General features: G+C 63.3%; 19 protein-coding genes. 11 read left to right on the top strand and 8 right to left on the bottom strand.

Translation table 11 applies throughout. From position 1 onward, the window contains the following. Together DFO68_RS15455 and DFO68_RS04275 are read left to right on the top strand one after the other, a co-directional pair. Nucleotides 1–2,649: Ig-like domain-containing protein (locus DFO68_RS15455; protein WP_166637519.1), on the top strand; the 2,649-nt coding region annotated here is incomplete at its 5' end. Between the two features lie 84 nt (nt 2,650–2,733). Continuing rightward, a complete protein-coding gene (locus tag DFO68_RS04275; protein WP_133482388.1) occupies nt 2,734–3,072 on the top strand; it encodes a tryptophan synthase subunit beta like protein in 339 nt (112 codons plus the stop codon). A gap of 69 nt (nt 3,073–3,141) precedes the next feature. On the opposite strand, the gene DFO68_RS04270 is transcribed toward DFO68_RS04275, so the two are convergent. The 5 genes from DFO68_RS04270 to DFO68_RS04250 form a co-directional block, all read right to left on the bottom strand. Beyond that, nucleotides 3,142–5,061, bottom strand: coding sequence for a bifunctional diguanylate cyclase/phosphodiesterase (locus tag DFO68_RS04270; RefSeq protein WP_133482386.1), 1,920 nt, complete (start codon nt 5,059–5,061; stop codon nt 3,142–3,144). A gap of 33 nt (nt 5,062–5,094) precedes the next feature. Beyond that, the gene (locus DFO68_RS04265) at nt 5,095–5,802 is read right to left on the bottom strand and encodes a transglutaminase-like cysteine peptidase (protein WP_133482384.1); all 708 of its coding nucleotides are present in this window, start codon (nt 5,800–5,802) and stop codon (nt 5,095–5,097) included. Nucleotides 5,803–5,891: 89 nt separating this feature from the next. Beyond that, on the bottom strand, nt 5,892–7,091 hold the full coding sequence (locus tag DFO68_RS04260; RefSeq protein WP_133482382.1) for a cation diffusion facilitator family transporter: 1,200 nt from the start codon (nt 7,089–7,091) through the stop codon (nt 5,892–5,894). Between the two features lie 10 nt (nt 7,092–7,101). Beyond that, a complete protein-coding gene (locus DFO68_RS04255) occupies nt 7,102–8,268 on the bottom strand; it encodes a 1-acyl-sn-glycerol-3-phosphate acyltransferase (protein ID WP_133482380.1) in 1,167 nt (388 codons plus the stop codon). 26 nt (nt 8,269–8,294) lie between these two features. Beyond that, nucleotides 8,295–9,227, bottom strand: coding sequence for a recombination-associated protein RdgC (locus DFO68_RS04250; protein ID WP_133482378.1), 933 nt, complete (start codon nt 9,225–9,227; stop codon nt 8,295–8,297). Nucleotides 9,228–9,259: 32 nt separating this feature from the next. Between DFO68_RS04250 and DFO68_RS15915 the strand changes: the two genes are divergently transcribed. The 9 genes from DFO68_RS15915 to DFO68_RS04210 all read left to right on the top strand — a co-directional run bounded on the left by DFO68_RS15915 (nt 9,260) and on the right by DFO68_RS04210 (nt 20,562). Further along, complete coding sequence (locus DFO68_RS15915; protein ID WP_279512792.1) at nt 9,260–9,385, top strand: hypothetical protein; 126 nt, start codon at nt 9,260–9,262, stop codon at nt 9,383–9,385. A gap of 106 nt (nt 9,386–9,491) precedes the next feature. Then, nucleotides 9,492–12,218: a DNA gyrase subunit A gene (gene gyrA, locus DFO68_RS04245; protein ID WP_133482376.1), complete on the top strand. Its 2,727-nt coding sequence runs from the start codon at nt 9,492–9,494 to the stop codon at nt 12,216–12,218. A 15-nt stretch (nt 12,219–12,233) separates the two neighbouring features. Continuing rightward, nucleotides 12,234–13,337: a 3-phosphoserine/phosphohydroxythreonine transaminase gene (gene serC, locus DFO68_RS04240; protein WP_133482374.1), complete on the top strand. Its 1,104-nt coding sequence runs from the start codon at nt 12,234–12,236 to the stop codon at nt 13,335–13,337. A gap of 3 nt (nt 13,338–13,340) precedes the next feature. After that, nucleotides 13,341–14,432 carry a prephenate dehydratase gene (gene pheA / locus DFO68_RS04235; protein ID WP_133482372.1) on the top strand — a complete coding sequence of 364 codons (1,092 nt, stop codon included), beginning with the start codon at nt 13,341–13,343 and terminating at the stop codon, nt 14,430–14,432. 15 nt (nt 14,433–14,447) lie between these two features. Then, nucleotides 14,448–16,769: a bifunctional prephenate dehydrogenase/3-phosphoshikimate 1-carboxyvinyltransferase gene (locus DFO68_RS04230; RefSeq protein ID WP_243726409.1), complete on the top strand. Its 2,322-nt coding sequence runs from the start codon at nt 14,448–14,450 to the stop codon at nt 16,767–16,769. Next, nucleotides 16,766–17,464: a (d)CMP kinase gene (cmk, locus tag DFO68_RS04225; protein WP_133482368.1), complete on the top strand. Its 699-nt coding sequence runs from the start codon at nt 16,766–16,768 to the stop codon at nt 17,462–17,464. The genes DFO68_RS04230 and cmk overlap by 4 nt, the downstream gene beginning before the upstream one ends. Nucleotides 17,465–17,657: 193 nt before the next feature. Then, nucleotides 17,658–19,334, top strand: coding sequence for a 30S ribosomal protein S1 (gene rpsA, locus DFO68_RS04220; RefSeq protein WP_133482366.1), 1,677 nt, complete (start codon nt 17,658–17,660; stop codon nt 19,332–19,334). A gap of 336 nt (nt 19,335–19,670) precedes the next feature. After that, nucleotides 19,671–20,054 (top strand): histone-like nucleoid-structuring protein, MvaT/MvaU family, encoded by a 384-nt coding sequence (locus DFO68_RS04215; protein ID WP_133482364.1) that lies wholly within the window; start codon nt 19,671–19,673, stop codon nt 20,052–20,054. Nucleotides 20,055–20,277: 223 nt separating this feature from the next. Beyond that, nucleotides 20,278–20,562 (top strand): hypothetical protein, encoded by a 285-nt coding sequence (locus tag DFO68_RS04210; RefSeq protein ID WP_133482362.1) that lies wholly within the window; start codon nt 20,278–20,280, stop codon nt 20,560–20,562. Nucleotides 20,563–20,596: 34 nt separating this feature from the next. On the opposite strand, the gene DFO68_RS04205 is transcribed toward DFO68_RS04210, so the two are convergent. The 3 genes from DFO68_RS04205 to coaE are packed head-to-tail and all read right to left on the bottom strand — an operon-like array spanning nt 20,597 to nt 22,393. Further along, on the bottom strand, nt 20,597–21,436 hold the full coding sequence (locus tag DFO68_RS04205; RefSeq protein WP_133482408.1) for a DNA replication terminus site-binding protein: 840 nt from the start codon (nt 21,434–21,436) through the stop codon (nt 20,597–20,599). Between the two features lie 32 nt (nt 21,437–21,468). Continuing rightward, nucleotides 21,469–21,702, bottom strand: coding sequence for a DNA gyrase inhibitor YacG (gene yacG, locus DFO68_RS04200; protein WP_133482360.1), 234 nt, complete (start codon nt 21,700–21,702; stop codon nt 21,469–21,471). 40 nt (nt 21,703–21,742) lie between these two features. After that, on the bottom strand, nt 21,743–22,393 hold the full coding sequence (coaE, locus tag DFO68_RS04195; RefSeq protein ID WP_133482358.1) for a dephospho-CoA kinase: 651 nt from the start codon (nt 22,391–22,393) through the stop codon (nt 21,743–21,745). Between the last annotated feature and the right edge of the window lie 6 nt (nt 22,394–22,399).

The following is a 22,399-nucleotide window of genomic DNA, read 5'->3' as shown; positions in this document are numbered from 1 at the left end:
ATCGACGTGACCGCGGCGCCTGCGTTCAACGAAAACGACGCCGTGGCGGGCCAGAGCGTCGCCACCTTCAGCGCCAGTGACGAAGAAGACGGCGCCCTGACCGCCGGTGGCGGCCAAGTGACCTTCAGCCCAGGTAGCAACGACGCCGGCTACTACGCCTTCGACGGCGAGAACGTGGTGCTCACCCAGGCCGGTGTCGACGCCATCAACGCCGGCACCGAGCTGCCCGCGGTGAACCTGACTGCCACCGACAGCGCCAACGCCACCGCCAATGCCGCCGCGACGCCGACTTATACCGCCCAGAACGACGGCCCGACGATCGCGGTCACTGCCGAACCCGCGTTCAACGAAAACGACGCCGTGGCGGGCCAGAGCGTGGCGACGTTCACGGCGAGCGACGAAGAAGACGGCGCCCTGACCGCCGGTGGCGGCCAAGTGACCTTCACGCCGGGCACGAATAACGACGGTTACTACGCCTTCGACGGCGAGAACGTGGTGCTCACCCAGGCCGGCGTCGACGCCATCAACGCCGGCACCGAGCTGCCCGCGGTGAGCCTGACTGCCACCGACAGCGCCAACGCCACCGCCAATGCCGCGGCGACGCCGACTTATACCGCCCAGAACGACGGCCCGACGATCGCGGTGACCGGCGGTGGCGATGTCAACGAAGGCAACCCCGCCATGTTCAACGTGACCCTGAGCAACGCCCTCGAAGCCGACCACGATCTGAACATCGACACCGTGCTGAGTAACGCCGAAGCGAGTGACATAGGCGACATGACCGTCAGCTACGAAGACGCCGACGGCACCACGAAAACCCTCACCGCCAACGCCAACGGCAGCTACACCGTGCCGGCCGGCATTACCACGCTGAGCGTCAGCGTCGACACCATCCAGGACGACGTCAACGAAGGTGATGAAACATTCAGCCTCACTGCCGGCTCCGACCTAGTGGGTAATGACAGCGCCGACGCCACCATCGTCGACGACGAAAAAGCCAACCAGCCACCGGACGCCCAAGATGACACCAACCAAGTTGCTTTCGATGAAACGCTGAATGTTGATGATAATAACGGCGTATTGTCGAATGACTCTGACCCGGATGACGATCCGCTGACAGTTAGCGCCGTCGAAGGTAGTACCGAAAATGTCGGGGGGTCCATCCAAGGTCAGTTCGGTACGCTAACGCTTAATGGCGACGGTAGTTACGACTATGTCTCCAGCCAACCTCAACCAGTGCTTTATGGTTTTACCGAAGGCGACGGCAACCTGAAAAGCAATTTGCTGAATAACTTTACGCTTGATACCGACGCCATGCAGCGTGTGCAGGTGAGCGACGGCAAAGGGGTTGGAGTTGCGGGAAGTAGTGGTCGTCCAGTACCCGCGCAGATCAACGATAATGGCGAAGTCCTGGTCGCTGATATGGGAGACAGCATCAAAGGTGCAGGCTTCTCATTTGGCGTCAGCAATCTGTTCAGTAATGAAAAAGGCGGAGAAAGCGGTGCCTGGTATACCTACAATGAACCAGGCGAGTTAGCCGGCAGCGGTAGCTTTGGCTCAAGTGATGTCACTTTCCGGATCGGTAGCAATAATATCGGTCGAGTGAACGTCTCGGCTGAGGAGGCAGGTGATTTTCGTTACATTGCGTTTGAGGGGCTTCCTTACCAGCAAAGTAATGTTAAAAGCGATGGCGGAGACTACTTCCTTACTGACATCACGCTTCAGGAAAGCTTTGATTACACTGTCGTGGATGCTTACGGTGACACGGACAGCGCCACCCTGACTGTGGATTCCATCAGCAATCTAGCGAACTATGAAATACCACCGATCAACGATGATAACTTGGTTGATGAGGGTAACCGGGATGACGCCGGCGACCGGGATGACGCCAGTAACCGGGATGACGCCAGTAACCGGGATGACGCCGGTGACCGGGATGACGCCGGTGACCGGGATGACGCCGGTGACCGGGATGACGACGGTAACCGGGATGACGACGGTAACCGGGATGACGACGGTAACCGGGATGACGACGGTAACCGGGATGACGACGGGGGCCTGGAAAACGGTATTGCCGGTAGTCATAGTCATGGTGACCAGAAGGGCGAGGGTAACGGTGAGCGGCATGCTACCGGCACCAACGAAGATGAACTGGTGTCTGTGGATGAGTTGGGTGTGGAGAGCATTGAGCTCAACTTCGATTCAGAAAGCGAAGCCCGTAACAATGAAGGTAGCGACAAGGTAGTGCATGACCAATCGCAGGTGACCATCGGCGAGAGTACCAGCTTTGCCGACAGCCCAGGGTCTGAGTTCTCGGAGGATAACCCTGAGATCGGGCTGCTTCCCGAGGAGGATGAGCCGCTATCACTGGACATTAAAGAGGAGGAGGAATCAGAAGACGCTGCTGAATCCTCTGGGCCATTAGAAGAGAGTGCGCAAACCACGACCCAGGCTGGCAATGACTCAGAAAATACGCTAAGCGCTGAAGACGTACTCTCGAGTGAGGGTGATGTTCTTTTTCAGGAGGACAGCTCTGACTCTCATGAGGCAAAAAAATCGCCATCTTCTGGGGAACAGGTCGATACACCTACGTATTTTCCTGCCTCACACGAGGATTTGAATACATCGAATAACTCCATCGATCATTGATCGTTTAGACAGTATTTTGCCCCTCCCGGCTACCCGGGCGGGGCATTTTGTTAACCTGCTATTACCTGTGTTCGGAGAGTCACTATGTACATTAAACGCGACGACGCAGGTGGCATCGCGCTGGTCAGTCGGGATGAGACACTCGAGTGTAGCGAATACCTGCCGTCCGATTCACCGGAGCTGATTGCCTTCTTGATGGGCAGTGAAGTAAGTCGTGGACAGGAGCACTTCCAGGCCTCAGATCTGGCCTTCGTGCGGGTACTGGAGGATGTGATCGAACTGTTGATGGACAAGGGGGTGATCAGCTTCACTGACCTGCCGGAACCGGCGCGGGATAAGGTGATGGAACGCCAATCATTGCGTCGTCGGCTCAATGGCCTGCAACTGATGTCCGGCAGCGACGAGGGAAGTGGCGTCATCTAGCGCCGGTAAAAGGGCCGTGATGACAACAGCTCAGCCCAGCATTCTCCACAGTGCCAGCCTGTGTCGTGGTCAGCAGTCCGTCGGCTTGTCGTGCTGACGAATGCCGGGGCCGGTGGCGCCATCCAGTCCCAGCTCGAAGAGCATGCTGGCCTCGTCGAGGTTCTCAACCCCCTCGCCGATGGCCAGGATGCCCAGGGAATGGCAGAGCGTGGCCATGCCGCGCAGAATGGTCTGCTGCTCGGCGACCTTGTTGACCTCTTTTATCAGGGTTCTGTCGATCTTGAGGTAGGCAAGCCCTAGATCCTGAAGATCGGCGATTCGAGTGAACTCGGCGCCTACGTGTTCAAGGCCGATCCGACAACCGAGCGGCTGCAATGCTTGGCACAGACTGCGGAAGCGGGCCAGGTCATGGATTGCCAGGGATTCGGGGATCTCCAGCCAGAGGCGCTCAGCGACTTCTGGCCGGGCCTTGAGACGTGCTTGAAGCTCCATGACGAAGCGAGCATCCTGGATCGAAGCAGCTGAGAGGTTGATGCCTAGCGGTTCGTGGCGTTGACTGATATCTCGCACCGCCTCGTCGATTACCGCCAGGTCAAACTGGCTGTTGAGCTCGAGCCGCGAGATCCAGGGCATGAACACGCCGGCCGGCTGCCACTCGCTGTTCAGTCGCAGCCGCGAGGGGCTTTCGAAGTGCAGGAGCTTGCCCTCGCTATCCAGCACCGGATAGCGAGCGAGAGAGATGCCCTTGCTCATTGCCTCGTGAAGGGCGCAGCGCCATTCGTCATGGCTGGTGAATAGGCTGAGGCGTTGCGGGCCCTGAGCGATAACCAGGCTCTGGTCGCCACGGCTCTCGGCAGCCGAAAGGGCGCCGTCGAGGCTGGCCAGCAGTAAGCGTCGTTGGTCACCTTGGGCATAGTCGATCAGCGCTGCCGGCAGGCCGAGTGGCACGGGGTTATGCTGTCGCAGCTCAGTGAACCGCTTGCCGAGCTCATCACGCAATGTTTCCAGATCATGGCTGCCGGGCAGCAGCAGGGCGAAGTCGCTGCCATTCAGGCGTCCGACGACCCCGCCGCCGCACACCTTGCCGAATTGCTCCAGACGGTTGGCGAGCACGTGCAGCAGGGCATCGGTGTCGCCGTGTCCCAGTCGCTCGTTGACCTCTGCCAGCCGGGCCAGGCGCACCAGGGCCAGGGTGCCGCTGGCTCGGCTATCCTGGCTCTCCAGGTGGGTCTGTAACTGGTCGAGAAAGGCGTCGCGCTTGAGCGCGCCGGTCACGCTGTCGTGCTGCAGGCGACGACGCAGCAGGTCGAGCTTCTGGCTCTCTTCGCCAAGCATGTCGCGTACCGCCCTGGAGAGCTGATTCATGGCCATCACCACTTCGCGCAACTCGCGGGTGCGCGGGGCGGGAAGGGTAGTGAAGCGCCGTTCACCGATCTGCTGAGCCTGTTGGACGACATGACGCAATGGCTGGCGGATGGTGCGGACGATCCACCCGGCCAGCAGCAAGCTGAGCACAGCGGCGAGGAAAAACCAGCCCAACAGCGCGAGGGTGCTCCGCCACAGGGATCGGTAAGCGTAACTGTGCTGACTCTGCAGGATGAGGGTGCCGTACTGTCTCCAGCGGTCCTGGATCACGGCGCGGCCTGGCACGACCTCGAAGTCCACCAGTTCGACGAACCAGGCTGGTACGTCTGTCACCCCTTCAGGACCCTCGCGAAGATCGATGATCTCGCCCTGTGGGTCACGCAACTCGATGCGTCGGTAGTGGCCGGTGTCGAACTGGGCGGCCAGTAATAGACCAATGGTCACCGGATCCTTATCCATCTGGCTCATGGTCAACGCCAGGGCGTTAGCGTTGTCGCGGTTCTTGATCTCGACTTCCTGCTCGATGTAATGACGGCTGGAGGTTACGCTGATGAACAGGCTGCCGCCGAAGGCGAGCAGCAAGATGAAGATGACGGTGAGCCAGAGCTGCTTGATAAGCGACATGTCGTTGTTCTCCCTACGGGTACGGCACCCGAATCAGATGAATCCCTGTTCGCGCATGCGCTCGATGACGCTGCGCCAGCGTGACAGCCTGGCCAGTGGATCGGCGCGGGACTGACTGCTGCCACCCGCCCACAGACCGTCACTGTTGAAGCTGAATAACGGGTCGAGATCGGTACGTAGCTCGGCCGGCGTGATGGTCGGTACCAGGTTGTCGAGCACCAGCGGCTGTACTGAAGGGGTCTGGTACCAACCCAACACCATGTGGGCCTGGGTGATGCTGCTGCGCCCGATGCGTGCGCGCACGTAGATCATGCGCAGCTGGTCGTCAGGTATTCCCAACTCCTTGAGCGTGACGTACTTGGCAATCGAATAGTCTTCGCAGTCGCCTTCACCTCGGCCCAGGGCCTCAAGCGGTGTCGCCCAGTAATCCTCTTGCCCCCAGACATGGATGTCGTCGATCCAGCGGATGCGACGATTGAAGAAATCATTGACGCCCTCGAGTTGGGTGCGCAGGTCGGCGCCAGCCAGACGCTCGACCAGGGCGAACCATGCCTCGAGACTCGATAACCCCCGCGGGCCATAGAGTCGCTGCATGCTTTGGCGCAGGCGCTGCACTGAGAAGTCGGCCTGCGCTGAGGATGGCTGCAGCCCCAAGCCGATAGCCAGCGACAGGCTACCGAGCGTCGACAGGAAACGGCGGCGCCCGGGCGAATCGAGGGTTCGGTGGGAAGGCGGCGGCATGTAGTGGGCCTGGATGAGCGAGCGGTTGTTCGAGTCTAGGGGGCGTAGATATCTTATGCGAGACGCGTGAGGCGCATGCGATCCTTGCCTCAGCCCTTGCCGGGACCCAGCCAGACCCGCAGCCGGCCTAGCCACTCGAGGTTGCGGGCGGCATGGCGCAGTTCGCTGGCCACGTCATTGAGGCTCTGGCCGTCGGGTAGCGCGTCGAGGTAGAGGGAGACATCCACCTGGTTATCCAGGTAATGAAGATCCATCGCGACCCGGGCATGCCAGACGGGTAGTCCGTGCCAGGTGTCATCGAGGAGCTTTACCACGTCGCTGCGCAGCGGCAGGCCAGGGCGCAGGCTGTGCTCGAGCTCGCCCGCATCGTCTTCGGGATCGATGTGGAAGGTGACGTCGGCCAGCTCCGTGAAGGTATCGCGTAGCTGTCGGCTCACCTCATTGCCAATCTCGTGGGCCTCGGAGACGGTGACCCGCGGCGGTACCACGATGTGTAGGTCGAGGATTACATCGCTGCCGAGCTTGCGGGTGCGCAAATCATGCACTCCGTTGACGTGGGGAACACGCTCGGCGATCTCCTGCATGCGCTCGCGCTGGGCAAGGGGCAGCGCCGTGTCGATGAGCTCCTGGCTAGACTCCCACAGCAGGCGTCCGCCGACCTGGCCGACCATCAGCCCCACGACGACAGCGGCCACGCCGTCCATCCAGCCCACGCCGAACTGGGCCGCCACCAGACCCACCAGCACCACCACCGTGGACAGTGCATCGGAGCGCGAGTGCCAGGCATTGGCCTCGAGCAGTCGCGAATTGATCCGTCTTGCCACGCGCAGGGTGTAGCGAAAGATCCACTCCTTGGCGAGCAGCGCCACCACGGCGATGGCGAAGGCCCACGGGCCCGGTGCGGGCACCGCCGCCCCGGCCACCAGTCGGGTGATGCTCGACCAGGCAATGGCGCCAGCGACGAAGATCAGCACGCTGCCCAGCCACAGGGTGGCCAGGGTCTCGATGCGGCCATGGCCATAGGGGTGGTTCTTGTCAGGCTCCTGGCGTCCGAAGTGAGTGGCGGCGATGACGAACAGATCCGTCAGGATATCCGAAAAGGAGTGGATGCCGTCGGCTACCAGCGCCGCCGAGCCTACGATGAATCCGGTAATCATCTTGGCCACGCCGACCACCAGGTCGATGGCAGCGCCGATCAGCGTGACCTGGTGGGCCTGACGGGCCTGGGTGTTGCGCTCCTGTGCCGGCGGCTGGTGCTGAGTGCCGGGCGCGGGTGTCGGATGGCTCATGTCTTGTCTATCACTGGCAGCGCCCCGCCTTGTTGAGTACCGGGTTGGCGTACTGGGCCAGCCAGAACGGGCGAAGTTCGTCGGGTATCGCCTGCAGGCGTGCCTGGAAGCGTGCGCGATCGGCATCGCTGACCTCGCTCAGGTCGAGCAGCTCAGGGGCCTTGCCCAGCGTCTCCAGGGCCAGGAAGTGGCTGGGGAATAGATGGTAGCCGGCCAGCACTTGGCGGTCGATCTCGGTAGCCACGGCCTCGGGGTCGTCGAGTTGTGCCGTGAGCGGGGTGCCGAAGGTGAGCTGCACTCGGCCCTTGTGGCCGGTGATGCCGGCGACGATGGAGCTGATGTCCTCGAACTCGCTCTTCTGGTAGTTGCCGCTGGTCTGCATGGCGTGCAGTTCTCGGGCCTTCTGACAATCACAAGGGTCATATTCGTAGCTGATCGAGACCGGCACGAGGCGCAGTTCGGCGATGGCCTCGCCGATGCTTGCCTGGCGCTGTTCACCGCGCCGGGCCATGGTCAGCATCTTGATGATCGCCGGGTCGGTGCGGTCGATGCCATCCTTGGCGCGCCCCTCGCGCTGGGCCATCCAGATCGAGTGGTTGTCCTCGCGTATGGAGTGGCGAATATAGGCGGAGAGCTGCTGGTAGGCGGCTAGCATGGCGCGTTTGCCGCGGGCGCTGCGCGGTACGATAAAGCTTTTGTTAAGGCGCATCAGGTCGTTGACATAGGGCTTCTTGAGCAGGTTGTCGCCGATGGCGATGCGCACGGTGTCGCGTCCGGCCAGGTAGAGGGCATAGTTGACGAAGGCCGGATCCAGCGAAATATCGCGATGGTTACCGATAAACAGGTAGGCAGTGTCCGGGTTCAGCGAGTCCAGCCCGACTACCCGAAAGGTGTCGGTAGAGGTCCGAATCATGCGCTGCATGTAGCTGGCGATGCGCATCTGGAAGTCATGCACGTCACACACGCCGCGCACCTCGCGACGGATGGCGGCGCTGGCCAGCAGGCGCGAGAGGCGCGGCATCAGGCGGCTGAGCCGCGGCAGCCGATAGCGGGTCAGGGCGTCGAGCAGTTCGGCATCGTGGGCCAGGCGCGCGAGAACCTCGGCCACCTCCTCATCCTGGTAAGGGCGAATCTCCGCCCAAGGGTCGGATATGGGCAATGGGTCAGTCGTGGTCATGTGGTCCAGGCCGTAGTCGGAAGCGATCAGGCGCTGCGGGTGCCGGCGGCGCTGCCGGCCTCGCCACCCAGCCACTCGATCAGGCGCTCGATGTTCTCGGCCAGCGCCTGGGTCATCAGCATGAAATCGGTCTCCAGTCGCACCAGGGCGTCATCACCGTCATCGGCCTGGGACGCCTCGTCGATCAGGGCATCGTCGAAGCGCAAGGACTTGATCGCCAGGTCATCATGTAGCACGAAGCTTAGCCGCCCCTCGATCGACAGTGCCAACTTACTGGCCTGGCGTCCGCTCTCCAGAAGCTGCTGAATCTCGTCGCTATCAAGGTCGACCGAGCGGGCGCGCAGCACGCCATCGTCACCCTTGGCCTTGAGCTCCATCTGGTCGCCGAGCACCAGGTCGGCAGGCCGCGAGCTCGGGTCGCCGAGCCAGGTAGTCATGGCGCGAATGGGCAGCGTCTGGCTGGCCAGCGGGGTCACCTTGAGGCTGCCCAGGGTCTCGCGCAGCAGGTCGAGGAGCTCCTCGGCGCGGGTTCGCGAGCTGGCATTGATGGCGATCAGTCCCCGTCGGCTGTCCCACCACAGGTCGACTTTGTGGCTGCGCACGAAGGCGCGGGGCAGCAGCTCCTCGTAGACTTGCTCCTTGATCGCCAGCTTCTCCTTGCGGGGTAGCTTGCGGCCCTCGCGGGTCTCGATCGCCTCGCTGCGCTCCTCGACCTCCTCGCGTACCACCGAGGCGGGCAGTAGGCGTTCCTGGCGCAGCGCGGTCATCAGCCGCTGGCCCTGCAGCTCGTGCAGCAGCTGCGTACTGGCCCGCCCCGCAGGCGCCGACCAGCCCAGGCGGCGTGCCTCGCTGCCCCCCAGAGGGCGAAAGGCCTGCTCGCCCAGCGCGGTTTCCAGGCTGGTGGCGTCCAGTTCAGGCGCGTCGTGCAGGCGGTAGAGGTGCAAGTGCTTGAACCACATGGAGCATTTCCCGAGAGAAAGGGGGGCACATTATGGCCAAAGCCAAGCGCTGGTGCCAGTACCAACATCACCTTCATGCTGCGCGACATGGCGGCTCACCGGCTATCGAGATCGGCGACGAGAACCGTGAAACCCTCGCGCTGCTGGTGCGCCCATAGCTCCCTTTGCACCGTCCGGGATGATATGATGTCAGGCTGATATTGCGCGCCATGTCACGGCCACGTGACGCGCCAACCTGTTGCAGTGCAAAGGATTCGACGACCCATGGGTGACATCGCCAGAGAGATTCTGCCAGTCAACATCGAGGACGAGCTCAAGCAGTCGTACCTCGATTACGCGATGAGCGTGATCATCGGCCGTGCGCTGCCCGATGTGCGTGATGGACTCAAGCCGGTACATCGGCGTGTGCTGTTCGCCATGCATGAGCTGGGCAATGACTGGAACAAACCGTACAAGAAGTCCGCTCGTGTGGTGGGCGATGTGATCGGTAAGTACCACCCCCATGGTGACAGCGCGGTCTACGATACCATCGTTCGCATGGCGCAGGACTTTTCCATGCGCCACGTGCTGATCGACGGCCAGGGCAACTTCGGCTCTATCGATGGCGATAGCGCCGCTGCCATGCGTTACACCGAGGTGCGCATGGCTCGGCTGGCTCATGAGCTGCTTGCCGACCTCGAAAAGGACACCGTCGACTGGGTCGACAACTACGATGGCACCGAGCGCATTCCCGAGGTGCTGCCCACTAAGGTCCCCAACCTGCTGATCAACGGCTCGTCGGGCATCGCCGTGGGCATGGCGACCAATATCCCGCCGCACAACATGGGCGAGATCATCAACGCCTGCCTGGCGCTGATCGACGACTACACTCTCAGCGTCGACGACCTGATGGAGCACGTGCCCGGCCCGGATTTCCCCACCGGCGGCATCATCAACGGCCGTGCCGGCATCCTTGAGGCCTACCGTACGGGGCGCGGGCGGATTTATGTGCGGTCCTGTCACACCATCGAGCATGATGACAAGAGCGGCCGTGATCACATCATCGTCAACGAGCTGCCCTATCAGGTGAACAAGGCGCGGCTGATCGAGAAGATCGCCGAGCTGGTCAAGGAAAAGAAGATCGAGGGCATCGCCGAGCTGCGCGACGAGTCCGACAAGGACGGCCTGCGGGTGGTGATCGAGGTCAAGCGTGGCGAATCCGGCGAGGTGGTGGTTAACAACCTCTTCGCCCAGACCCAGCTGCAGACCGTCTTCGGCATCAACATGGTGGCCATCGAGGACGGCCAGCCGAAGATCATGAACCTCAAGGAGATCCTCGAGGCCTTCGTCCGCCACCGCCGCGAGGTGGTGACCCGCCGGACGCTCTTCGAGCTGAAGAAGGCCCGTGAACGCGGTCATATCCTCGAGGGCCTGGCTGTCGCCATCTCCAACATCGACGAAGTGATCGAGCTGATCAAGGCCTCGCCGAATGCCTCCGAGGCTAAGGCGAAGCTGCTGGCGAAGTCCTGGCAGCCAGGCCAGGTCACCGGCATGCTCGAGCGTGCCGGTGCCACCTCCTGCAAGCCCGAGGATCTGGAAGAGGGCTTCGGCCTCAGCCAGACCGGCCGCGACTACCGCCTGTCGCCGGCCCAGGCCCAGGCCATCCTCGAGCTGCGCCTGCACCGCTTGACCGGCCTGGAGACCGAGAAGCTGCTCGACGAGTACCTCTCGATCCTCGAGAAGATCGCCGAGCTCACCGCCATCCTGGCCTCCGCCGAGCGGCTGCTCGAAGTGATCCGCGAGGAACTGATCGCGGTGCGCGACCAGTTCGGCAACCCACGCAAGACCGAGATCCAGGCCAGCCATCTGGATCTGCGCCTCGAGGATCTGATCGCCGAGGAGGACATGGTGGTCACCGTGTCACGCACCGGCTACGCCAAGACCCAGCCGCTCTCCGACTACCAGGCCCAGCGTCGCGGCGGACGCGGCAAGTCAGCCACGGCCATGAAGGATGAGGACGTCATCGAGCATCTGCTGGTGGCCTCGACCCACGACACCGTGCTGCTGTTCTCCAACCGCGGCAAGGTCTACTGGCTCAAGGTCTACGAGATGCCGGCGGCGAGCCGTGGCTCGCGCGGCAAGCCGCTGGTCAACCTGCTGCCGCTGGAGGAGGGCGAGGCCATCAATGCCATCCTGCCGGTGCGCGACTACGACCCGCAGTGCTACATCTTCTTTGCCACCGAGCGCGGCACCGTCAAGCGCACCAACCTCGAGCAGTTCTCGCGGCCGCGCAGCGTGGGCCTGATCGCCATCGACCTGGAAGAGGGCGACCGCCTGGTGGGAGCCGCCATCACCACGGGCAGCGATCACGTCATGCTGCTTTCCTCCAACGGCAAGGCGATCCGCTTCGAGGAGTCCAATGTTCGCGCCATGGGCCGCACCGCCCGCGGCGTGCGTGGCATGCGCTTGCTGGGAGACGCCGAGGTGATCAGCCTGATTATCCCGAAGAGCCAGCAGATCGATGCCGAGGCCGACATCGAGGCCGAGGCCGAGGAGGGTGCAAGCGTCATCAACGGCAATGGCGGCCAGATATACATCCTTACCGCCAGCGAGAATGGCTACGGCAAGCGCACACGCCTTGAGGAGTTCCCGCTGCGCGGGCGTGGCGGCCAGGGCGTGATTGCCATGCAGACCAGCGAGCGCAACGGCGCCCTGGTGGCGGCCATGCAGGTCTACTCAAGCGACGAGATGATGCTGATCACCGACCGCGGCACCCTGGTGCGTACCCGGGTCGACGAGGTCTCGATTAGCTCGCGCAACACCCAGGGCGTGATGCTGATCCGTCTGGGCAATGACGAGAAGCTGGTCAAGACCGTGCGCATCGACGAGCCCGAGGACGCCATGGTCGTGGATCAAGGCGCGCCGGGCGTCGAGACGGGTGGCGCCTTTGCCGACGACGCATCATCGACGGCCGGGGATCAAGAGTCCGACGGTGAGCAGACCCAGGAATAAGGACACGTAACACTGATGACACGCCACTATAACTTCTGTGCCGGCCCGGCCGCGCTACCCACGGCCGTGCTCAAGCGCGCCCGGGACGAGTTGCTGGACTACCACGGCCACGGCCTCTCGGTGATGGAGATGAGCCATCGCGGCGAGGACTTCGTGGCCATCGCCGAGCGCTCCGAGGTCGACCTGCGCGAGCTGCTGGCCATTCCCGACAACTACCGGGTGCTGTTCACTCAGGGGGGCGCCAGCCTGCAGTTTGCCGCGCTGCCCTACAACCTGCTGGGGGCCGGCGGGCGGGCCAACTTCGTGCATACCGGCATCTGGGGCAAGAAGGCGATCAGCGAGACCCGCCATCTGTTCGGCGACGTGCATGTGGCCGCCAGCAGCGAGGAGAACGGCCACAGCGCCGTGCCGCGCCAGCAAGAGATCGTCCTCTCCGCGGACGCCGCTTACCTGCACTACACTGCCAACGAGACCATCGGCGGGCTCGCCTTCGACTACATTCCCGAGGCCGTGAGGCCGGACGGCACACCGGTGCCGCTGGTCTGCGACATGTCCTCCTCGATCCTCTCCGCTCCGCTGGATGTCGCGAAGTTTGGGGTGATCTATGCCGGTGCCCAGAAGAACATCGGACCTGCCGGCCTGGTGGTGGTGATCGTGCGCGATGACCTGTTGGACCGGGCCCGTGACGATATGCCGACGCTCTTCGGCTATCGGGCGCTGGCCGAGGCGGGCTCGATGGTCAATACCCCGGCGACCTACAGTTGGTACCTGGCGGGGCTGGTGTTCGACTGGCTGAAGCAGGATATCGGCGGCCTGACGGCCATGGCGGCCATCAACGCGCGCAAGGCGGCGAGGCTCTATGCGGCCATCGACGGTAGCGGCCTGTATGCCAATCCGGTCACGCTGCGCAACCGCTCGCGGATGAATGTGCCCTTCGTGCTGGCTGACCCGCGCCTGGAGCGTCCCTTCCTGGAGGAGGCCGAGGCAGCGGGGCTGCTTAACCTCAAGGGACACCGCAGCGTGGGGGGCATGCGCGCCAGCCTCTACAACGCCGTATCCGAAGCCGCCGTCGAGGCATTGACCGACTTCATGGCCGATTTCGAGAAACGCAGGGGATAATCCATGACCGAGCCTACCGTCAGCCTCGAGGCATTGCGCCAGCGTATCGACGCCCTGGACAACGACATCCTGCGCTTGATCAGTGAGCGGGCGGCCTGCGCTCAGCAGGTCGCCGAGATCAAGGCCGAGCATGAGCCCGGCGCGATCTTCTACCGGCCCGAGCGCGAGGCCCAGGTGCTGCGCCGGATCATGGAGCTCAACCAGGGGCCGCTGGACAGCGAGGAGATGGCACGGCTGTTCCGCGAGATCATGTCGGCTTGCCTGGCCCTGGAGCAGCCAGTCAAGGTCGCTTACCTGGGGCCGGAAGGCACCTTCACCCAGCAGGCTGCCCTCAAGCATTTCGGCGAGAGCGCGATCAGCCTGCCGATGGCCGCCATCGACGAGGTGTTTCGCGAGGTGGAGGCCGGCGCCGTCAACTATGGTGTGGTGCCGGTGGAGAACTCCACCGAGGGAGTGATCAACCACACCCTCGATTCCTTCATGGACTCCAGCCTGCGCATCTGCGGCGAGGTGGTGCTGCGCATCCATCATCATCTGCTGGTGGCCGAGACGACCCGCCGCGACAAGGTCTCGCGGATCTACTCCCATCCGCAGTCCTTTGCCCAGTGTCGCAAGTGGCTCGACGCCCACTTCCCCCAGGCCGAGCGGGTGCCGGTTTCCTCTAATGCCGAGGCCGCCCGCCTGGTCAAGACCGAGTGGCACAGTGCGGCCATCGCCGGCGACATGGCCGCCAAGCTCTACGGGCTCGCCAGGCTCGCCGAAAAGATCGAAGACCGCCCGGATAACTCCACGCGCTTTCTGATCATCGGCAACCAGGACGTGCCCATCTCCGGCGAGGACAAGACCTCACTGGTGGTGGCGATGCGCAACCAGCCAGGAGCCCTGCATGACCTGCTCGAGCCTTTCCACCGCCACCAGATCGACATGACGCGTCTTGAGACCCGTCCGTCGCGCACCGGCGTGTGGAACTACGTGTTCTTCATCGACTTCAAGGGGCACCGCGAGGAGCCGCGTGTTGCGGCCATGCTGGCGGAGGTTCAGTTGCGCGCCGCCGAGGTGAAAGTGCTGGGCTCCTATCCTGTCGGTGTGCTCTGAGGGATGGCGGGCATCGTGAAGCCGCCACCCGATGAGCGACGCATCCTGATCGTCGGTCTGGGATTGATCGGCGGTTCGCTGGCTGCGGCCCTTCGAGTGAGTGGCTATGGCCGTCATGCTGGTCGTCACCATAATGATGATGCCGGTGACCCCGGACCAGCAAAGCACATCCTCGCCTGCGACCCCGATGCGTCCGAGATCGCCCGAGGCATCGAGATGGGCCTGATCGACGGCGGCGACACGCGGCTCGAGGCGCTGGTCGAGGGCGTGTCGCTGGTGGTGCTGGCGGTGCCCGTGCTGGCCATGGAGGCGGTGATGGCCCAGCTGGCCGCCTGCCTTGATCGTGCCGCGCCCGATGTGGTTGTTACCGATGTAGGCAGCACCAAGGTGGCGATCCGCCAGGCGGTCGTGGCTGCCTTCGGTCGCATGCCGACCAACCTGGTGCTCGGCCACCCCATCGCCGGCTCGGAGAAGAGCGGAGTCGCAGCGTCCGATGCCGGACTCTACGCGCACCACAAGGTGATTCTCACGCCGGAGGACGATACCGACCCGACCGCCACGGCCAGAGTGCGCGCACTCTGGGAGGCTTGCGGCGCCGAGGTGTTGGAGATGGGCGTGGCGCGACACGACCAGGTGCTGGCGCGTACCAGCCACCTGCCGCATCTGCTGGCCTTCTCGCTGGTGGATACCCTGGCCCGCCAGGACGAGCGCCTGGAGATCTTCCGCTATGCCGCCGGCGGTTTTCGTGACTTCACTCGCATCGCCGGTAGCGATCCGGTGATGTGGCGCGATATCTTTATCGCCAACCGTGATGCGGTGCTCGCCGCTCTGGACGACTTCGAGGCCGGCGTGGAGCGGCTGCGTGGCGCCGTGGAGCGCGGCGACAGCGATGCCATGCTGGCTATTTTCGACCGGGCCAGCCATGCCCGGCACTATTTCGAATCCCTGCTCAACCAGACCAGTTATCAGGCGGAGTACCAGATGCAACAACACGGCAAGCTGCGCTACCGGGTCAGCCCTGGCGGTGGCGTCACCGGGCGGATCCGCGTGCCCGGCGACAAGTCGATCTCCCACCGTTCGATCATGCTCGGGGCGCTGGCCGAGGGCGTCACCGAGATCAAGGGCTTCCTGGAAGGCGAGGACAGTCTCGCCACCCTGCAGGCCTTCCGGGAGATGGGCGTGGCCATCGAGGGGCCGCATCAGGGGCGAGTCACCGTCCACGGTGTCGGCCTGCATGGCCTCAAGGCCCCCAGCGGCTCGCTTTATGTGGGCAATGCCGGCACCGCCATGCGCCTCTTCGCCGGGTTGCTGGCCGGCCAGGCCTTCGACACCGAGCTCATTGGCGATGCCTCCCTGACCAAGCGCCCCATGAACCGGGTGGCCGAGCCGCTGCGCGCCATGGGCGCGGCGATCGACACCGCCGAGGGTGGCCGGCCGCCGCTGCATATTCACGGCGGCCGGCCGCTCAAGGGCATTACCTACAACATGCCGATGGCCAGCGCTCAGGTGAAGTCCTGCCTGCTGCTGGCCGGACTCTACGCCGAGGGGGAGACCCGCGTACGCGAGCCGGCGCCGACCCGCGACCATACCGAGCGCATGCTTCAGGGCTTCGGCTATGCAGTGCATCGCGAAGGTGATACCTGCTGGCTCCAGGGCGGCGGCAGGCTCGCCGCGGCCCCCATCGACGTGCCGAGCGACATCTCGTCGGCCACCTTCTTCCTGGTGGCGGCGGCGATCACCCCGGGTGCCGATCTGGTGCTGGAGCACGTCGGTATCAACCCGACCCGCATCGGCGCGATCAATATTCTCACACTAATGGGCGCCGACCTGCGCCTGGAGAACGCCCACGAGGTGGGTGGCGAGCCGGTGGCGGACCTGCATATCCGCTACGCACCGCTCAAGGGCATCGACATTCCGGTGTCGCAGGTGCCGTTAGCCATCGACGAATTTCCGGCGCTGTTCATCGCCGCGGCCAACGCCGAAGGCACCACCCGTCTGCGCGGGGCTGAGGAGTTGCGTGTTAAGGAGTCCGATCGGCTGCAGGCGATGGCCAATGGCCTGGCCACTCTCGGCGTCAAGCATGTGCTGCATCAGGATGGCATCGATATTGTCGGCCGTTCGTCAGGGCCGGGCGGCGAGAGCGCCCGCTATGGAGGCGGACGCATCGACAGCCTGGGGGATCATCGCATCGCCATGGCCTTCACCATCGCCGCGCTGCGTGCCGGCGATGAGATCATCATCGACGACTGTGCCAACGTGGCAACCTCGTTTCCTGGCTTCATCGACCTGGCGCGACGCGTGGGGATGATCCTCGAGGAACAGCAGGAGGTATCATGAGCGATACGCAGCGCGAGGCGCCGGTGCTGGCCATCGACGGTCCGGGTGGCGCCGGCAAGGGCACCATCAGTCGGCTGGTTGCCGCTCGCCTGGGCTGGCACCTGCTCGATAGCGGGGCGCTCTATCGGCTGACCGCGCTGGCCGCCGTGAAACACGAGCTGCCCCTGGATGACGAGCCGGCCCTGGCCCGTGTCGCGGCGGATCTTGATGTGGTGTTCGTGGCCGACAACACTACCACCCGGGTGCTGCTGGAAGGCGAGGACGCCACCACCGCCATTCGCACCGAACAGGTGGGCGATGCCGCCTCCCGGGTTGCTGCCCTGCCCGCGGTACGCCAGGCGCTGCTGCAGCGTCAGCGCGACTTCCGTCAGGCCCCCGGTCTGGTGGCCGACGGACGTGACATGGGCACCGTGGTGTTCACCGATGCTTCGCTGAAGATATTTCTCACCGCGAGTGCCGAGGAGCGTGCAAGACGACGCCACCTTCAGTTGCGAGAGGCTGGGGTAGATGCTAGTCTATCGAGTCTTCTGAAGGAGATTCAGGCGCGCGATGCCCGCGACATGCAGCGCAGCGTGGCCCCGCTCAAGCCGGCCATTGATGCCATCATGCTTGATACCACGCGCCTGACGATACCGGAAGTGGTGGATCAGCTGACGGAGCTGCTGACCGAACGCGGTCTGGCATCCGCCACCTGAACTCCCTTGCGGCGCCTCCGGCAGGATGTGATGACGTGGTCCGGCACTTATTGGTTCGAAAAGAGTTTCCGTGAGCCGGGCCAGGTCGAACCAGCGCTAACATCCCCGGGGGCTTGGTAAATAAGGCCCGCACTCGCTGGTGGTGCGGAGAAGGCGGTAACGCCGTACTCAACGTTGATCACGTAGGAACATCATGAGCGAAAGCTTTGCTGAACTGTTTGAACAGTCTCTCCAGGACATTAACATGCAGCCGGGCGCCATCGTCCCGGCGACCATCGTCGACATCGACGGTGACTGGGTTACCGTCAATGCCGGCCTGAAGTCGGAAGGTCAGATCCCCGCGGCGCAGTTCCGCGACGAAAACGGCGAACTCACCATCGCTGTCGGCGACGAAGTGCATGTCGCCCTGGAAGCCGTCGAGGACGGATTCGGCGAGACCCGCCTGTCCCGCGAGAAGGCCAAACGCGCCGAAGCGTGGAAGGTGCTGGAAGCGGCTTTCGAGAAGGAAGAGATCGTCAAGGGCGTGATCAACGGCAAGGTCAAGGGTGGCTTCACCGTCGACATCGACTCCATCCGTGCCTTCCTGCCGGGCTCCCTGGTGGATGTTCGTCCCGTACGCGACACCACCCACCTCGAGAACAAGGAACTCGACTTCAAGGTCATCAAGCTCGACGCCAAGCGCAACAACGTGGTGGTGTCCCGCCGTGCCGTGCTCGAGGCCGAGAACAGCGCTGAGCGTGAGGCTCTGCTGGCGACGTTGCAGGAAGGCCAGCAGATCGTGGGTATCGTTAAGAATCTCACCGATTACGGCGCTTTCGTCGACCTGGGTGGCGTCGATGGTCTGCTGCACATTACTGACATGGCCTGGAAGCGCATCAAGCATCCCAGCGAGATCGTGGCCGTGGGCGACGAAATCACCGTGAAGGTGCTCAAGTTCGATCGTGAGCGCAATCGTGTCTCCCTGGGCCTTAAGCAGCTGGGCGAAGATCCCTGGGTCAACATCAAGGATCGCTACCCGGAAGGTACCAAGGTTCACGCCAAGGTCACCAATCTCACCGATTACGGCTGCTTTGCCGAGCTCGAAGAGGGCGTCGAGGGTCTGGTCCACGTCTCCGAGATGGACTGGACCAACAAGAACATCCATCCGTCCAAGGTCGTGCAGGTTGGTGATGAGGTGGACGTCATGGTGCTGGATATCGACGAGGAGCGTCGCCGTATCTCCCTGGGCATCAAGCAGTGCACCACCAACCCCTGGGAAGACTTCAACGCGCGCTACAACAAGGGCGACCGCGTGTCCGGCACCATCAAGTCGATTACCGACTTCGGCATCTTCATCGGCCTGGAGGGCGGTATTGACGGCTTAGTGCATCTGTCTGACATCTCCTGGACGGATACTGGCGAGGAAGCCGTGCGTCAGTTCAAGAAGGGCGATGAGGTGGAAGCCGTCATCCTCTCCATCGACCCGGAACGTGAGCGTATCTCGCTGGGCATCAAGCAACTCGATACTGACCCGGTCTCCGAGTTCCTGGCCGTCAATGACAAGGGCTCCATCGTCTCCGGTCGCGTGATCGAGGTCGACGCCAAGGAAGCTCAGGTTGAGCTGACCACCGATGTGGTTGCCGTGCTCAAGGCCTCCGAGATCAGTGCTGACCGCGTTGAGGATGCTCGCAATATCCTCAACGAGGGCGACACCATCGAAGCCCGCATCGTCGGTGTCGATCGCAAGAACCGCCAGATCAGCCTCTCCATCAAGGCCAAGGAGCAGGATGAGACGCGCGATAATCTGAAGAAGCTGCGTGTCGAGGGCAATGATGCGGGTGGCCCGACCACCATTGGTGACCTGATCAAGCAGCAGATGGGCCAGGACTGATCGTAACTGGGACACTGTCCCACATCATCTGGCAAGGCGCCGCCCCATGGGGCGGCGCTTTTTTCTGATGTTTTGAATTGATGATGTTTGTGCTGATGATATTTGTGTTGATGATGTCACGGGCTGGCCTTTTTTCATTACGCCGTGACCATCGCGTCAAATCGATAAATAATGCCAGTCCTGTAAGTTTGCTGAAGTGTATTACTTGCCCCTATGTGGCCCAGGGTCGCGATGACAACGGGTCGGACTTTGCATATATGTTCTTACTGTTGCCAAACAAGTCTCTAACGGCAATAATGTTGCCGCCTCCCATCATCTCCAAGAAGGATCTATTAGATGTCATCACTGCTTAGTAACTACATGCAGATGGAGCAGCAGCTCAAGAAAATCCAATCGGAGCTCGACAAGCTGCAGAATGACGACCGCTTCAAGGCTGAACTCGAGTTCAAGGAAAAGCTCGAAGCACTGATGCGCGAGTACGACAAGAGTGCTGCTGACGTTATCGAGCTTCTCGATCCCCAGCCCGCTGCGGTGTCTCGCGATACTGCTGCCCCGACGACTGGCGGTACTCGCCGCAAGCGCAAGTTGAAGATTTACAAGAATCCCAACACTGGAGAAGTCGTGGAAACTCGCGGGGGCAACCAGAAGACTCTCAAGGCCTGGAAGGACGAGTACGGCTCCGACACCGTCGAATCCTGGTTGGTGCGTGTCGAGGAGTAACTGCCGGCACGTCACGGCATGACGCTGCCTTCCCGGGCGGCGTCGTCGTTTACTTCAACACTGTCTCGGATGGCATGGCGAGACCGAAAAATGATTCAGCGCCGCGTTGTCCGTATACTGGAGCTTATCTCCTGAATGTTGGCAAGGCTCGGGTATCCCTTTCGCCACCGCCTTCGCCTTGGACCCCTGGAATCACATGAAAGCCCATCATCCCCGACAACCCATGGACGAGCGAGAGAAGTTGCGCAAGTTCCGCGAACTCGATGACGCCTTCGCCGATGCACTGCGTGAACTCGAGAGTCCCGACAACCAACTCGATATTCCCACCGGCCCGCCGGTGCGTTCACTCGAGCGCCTGGAGCAGGAGGCCGCCGAGTCGCAGGATGAGCAGGCTGTCCAGCGTGCCTTCGAGCAGCGCCTCAAGGCCCTGATGGCCGAGTATGCCCAGCCCGTCAAGAGCGTAAGATGTCTGCTGCAGACCTTGAAGTCCCTCGGCCATATTGCCTAAGCCGACTTGCCTGGGGCGCAGCATCGAGCGAATGTCAGCGGTAGCGATAGACGCGCAAGCTGGGCAGGAAGGCGCTGTCCTCCAGTCGCTCGTCGCGCCGGCGGGCGCGGGTGCGGGTGACTGGCGGATGAGCGGGAGGCAGGTTATGGTCGGGGAGTCGGCCGTCGGGACTGGGCACGAATAACGGCAGGGCGATGTTCATGGCGCGCCGGCTGCGACCATCCTCCAGAGGTTCACGGTAGAAGAGGTTGGCGCGCATCAACGGGGCCTGGCGCTGCACTTGGGCCAGCGGCTCGCTATCGGGAATGCCGGCCAGCTGGCGCAGCTGGATGCGCACGTGAGGGGCGTCGCTGTCCAGTGCCAGTAGCTTCTGCTCGGCCTCGCGTACCGTCAACCGCTTGATCGAGCGTCCACTGGCATACCAGGCCATGCGCACACGGGCCACTGGGGCTTCAGCCAAGGGAATCGCCCGCCAGCACTGCTTGAGGTGCAGCCTGGCGAGCCCGGTGCCGCGCAGGTGATCGTGCAGGCCCGGATGCCGGAGGGGCAGGATTGCCTTGATCTCTGGAATCAGGGATGGCACTTCGTCGCGGATTTCTGCCAGCAAGGCGGCGAAGGCCTGCTTGGAGCCATTCACCCGCTCGACCGCATCCACCACCGTGTCATCGGCCGCCACCAATCCCACGTGGCTGCGGGTCGCGCGACCGTCCTGGCCATCCTGGTACCACACATCGAGCAGGGCATGGCGCAGCCAGTCGGTATCGGGCGTATCGTGATCGAAGGACCAGGCCGGGGCGCCAGAGGCCTGCCAGGCCGCCACTAGGGCCTCGGTGTGCTCCAGCAGCCGATCGAAGCATGCCTCCAGTTCGGCCATCAGGCGGTATTCCGGGCGCTGCTGGTCACTGCTCACGATGGTTCACCGTCCTGGTCCGCGCGTGCCAGCAGAGCGTCGAGGTCGGTCTCGTCCATGGCGGGCTCCCCGGCGATGCGATGCGACTCGTCGGCCCAGGCGCCCAGGTCGAGCAGGCGACAGCGCTTGCTGCAGAAGGGGCGGTAGGGATTGGCCGCGCTCCACAGCACCTTCTTGCGGCACTGCGGGCAGGCGACTTCCAGGGGGCGTGAGGTGTCTTGCGTGGTCATTGGTAGCGTCTTCGACAGGGTATCGGTTAAGGATGACGAATCAGGACTCGGGAGGCAAACCGGCGGCGGCTCGATACTGGCGGTCGAGTGCGGCCACCTGCGCGGCCAGGTGCGCCTCATCGACGGAGTTGTCGATCACGTCGTCGGCGCGTGCCAGACGCTCCGCCCGTGGCATCTGGGCGGCGATGATGGCCCGGGCCTGGGTCTCATCCACCGTGTCGCGCGCCGCCGTGCGGGCGATCTGGGTCGCCTCCGGCACGTCGATGACCAGGCAGCGGTCGACCATCGCGTCCTGCCCCGTTTCGAAAAGCAGTGGCGAGACCAGTAGCACATAGGGGGCGCCCTGCGCCTGTAGCCGCTTGAGATGGGCCGCCAGGCGCTCGCGGATGCGGGGATGGGTGATTTCTTCCAGTTGGCGCCTCGCCTTGCTATCGGTGAAGACGATCTCGCGCAGCGCTCGGCGGTCAAGCCTGCCATCGTCGGCGAGGACCTCGCGCCCGAAGCCTTCGGCGATCTCGGCGAGTGCCGGCTCGCCCGGCGCCACGATCTCGCGGGCTACCTCGTCGGCATCCACCCAGGGGATGCCGTGCGCGGCGAACGCCCGCGCCACCGTGGACTTGCCCGACGCGATGCCGCCCGTCACGCCGATGATCAGCCCGGTCTCCCGGGTCGCACTAAGGTTCTTAGCCATGGTCAC

Source organism: Halomonas ventosae, from assembly GCF_004361885.1.
Taxonomy (GTDB): Bacteria; Pseudomonadota; Gammaproteobacteria; order Pseudomonadales; family Halomonadaceae; genus Halomonas; species Halomonas ventosae_C.
Note: the sequence above shows the minus strand (reverse complement) of the source record. Positions and strands in the feature narration are given on the sequence as shown.

Excerpts from the sequence above, each read along its gene's own strand:
- DFO68_RS04275 (WP_133482388.1), top strand. The coding sequence starts at position 2,734 with ATGTACATTAAACGCGACGACGCAGGTGGCATCGCGCTGGTCAGTCGG.
- DFO68_RS04270 (WP_133482386.1), bottom strand. The coding sequence starts at position 5,061 with ATGTCGCTTATCAAGCAGCTCTGGCTCACCGTCATCTTCATCTTGCTG.
- DFO68_RS04265 (WP_133482384.1), bottom strand. The coding sequence starts at position 5,802 with ATGCCGCCGCCTTCCCACCGAACCCTCGATTCGCCCGGGCGCCGCCGT.
- DFO68_RS04260 (WP_133482382.1), bottom strand. The coding sequence starts at position 7,091 with ATGAGCCATCCGACACCCGCGCCCGGCACTCAGCACCAGCCGCCGGCA.
- DFO68_RS04255 (WP_133482380.1), bottom strand. The coding sequence starts at position 8,268 with ATGACCACGACTGACCCATTGCCCATATCCGACCCTTGGGCGGAGATT.
- DFO68_RS04250 (WP_133482378.1), bottom strand. The coding sequence starts at position 9,227 with ATGTGGTTCAAGCACTTGCACCTCTACCGCCTGCACGACGCGCCTGAA.
- DFO68_RS15915 (WP_279512792.1), top strand. The coding sequence starts at position 9,260 with ATGGCCAAAGCCAAGCGCTGGTGCCAGTACCAACATCACCTTCATGCT.
- gyrA (WP_133482376.1), top strand. The coding sequence starts at position 9,492 with ATGGGTGACATCGCCAGAGAGATTCTGCCAGTCAACATCGAGGACGAG.
- serC (WP_133482374.1), top strand. The coding sequence starts at position 12,234 with ATGACACGCCACTATAACTTCTGTGCCGGCCCGGCCGCGCTACCCACG.
- pheA (WP_133482372.1), top strand. The coding sequence starts at position 13,341 with ATGACCGAGCCTACCGTCAGCCTCGAGGCATTGCGCCAGCGTATCGAC.
- cmk (WP_133482368.1), top strand. The coding sequence starts at position 16,766 with ATGAGCGATACGCAGCGCGAGGCGCCGGTGCTGGCCATCGACGGTCCG.
- rpsA (WP_133482366.1), top strand. The coding sequence starts at position 17,658 with ATGAGCGAAAGCTTTGCTGAACTGTTTGAACAGTCTCTCCAGGACATT.
- DFO68_RS04215 (WP_133482364.1), top strand. The coding sequence starts at position 19,671 with ATGTCATCACTGCTTAGTAACTACATGCAGATGGAGCAGCAGCTCAAG.
- DFO68_RS04210 (WP_133482362.1), top strand. The coding sequence starts at position 20,278 with ATGGACGAGCGAGAGAAGTTGCGCAAGTTCCGCGAACTCGATGACGCC.
- DFO68_RS04205 (WP_133482408.1), bottom strand. The coding sequence starts at position 21,436 with ATGGCCGAACTGGAGGCATGCTTCGATCGGCTGCTGGAGCACACCGAG.
- yacG (WP_133482360.1), bottom strand. The coding sequence starts at position 21,702 with ATGACCACGCAAGACACCTCACGCCCCCTGGAAGTCGCCTGCCCGCAG.
- coaE (WP_133482358.1), bottom strand. The coding sequence starts at position 22,393 with ATGGCTAAGAACCTTAGTGCGACCCGGGAGACCGGGCTGATCATCGGC.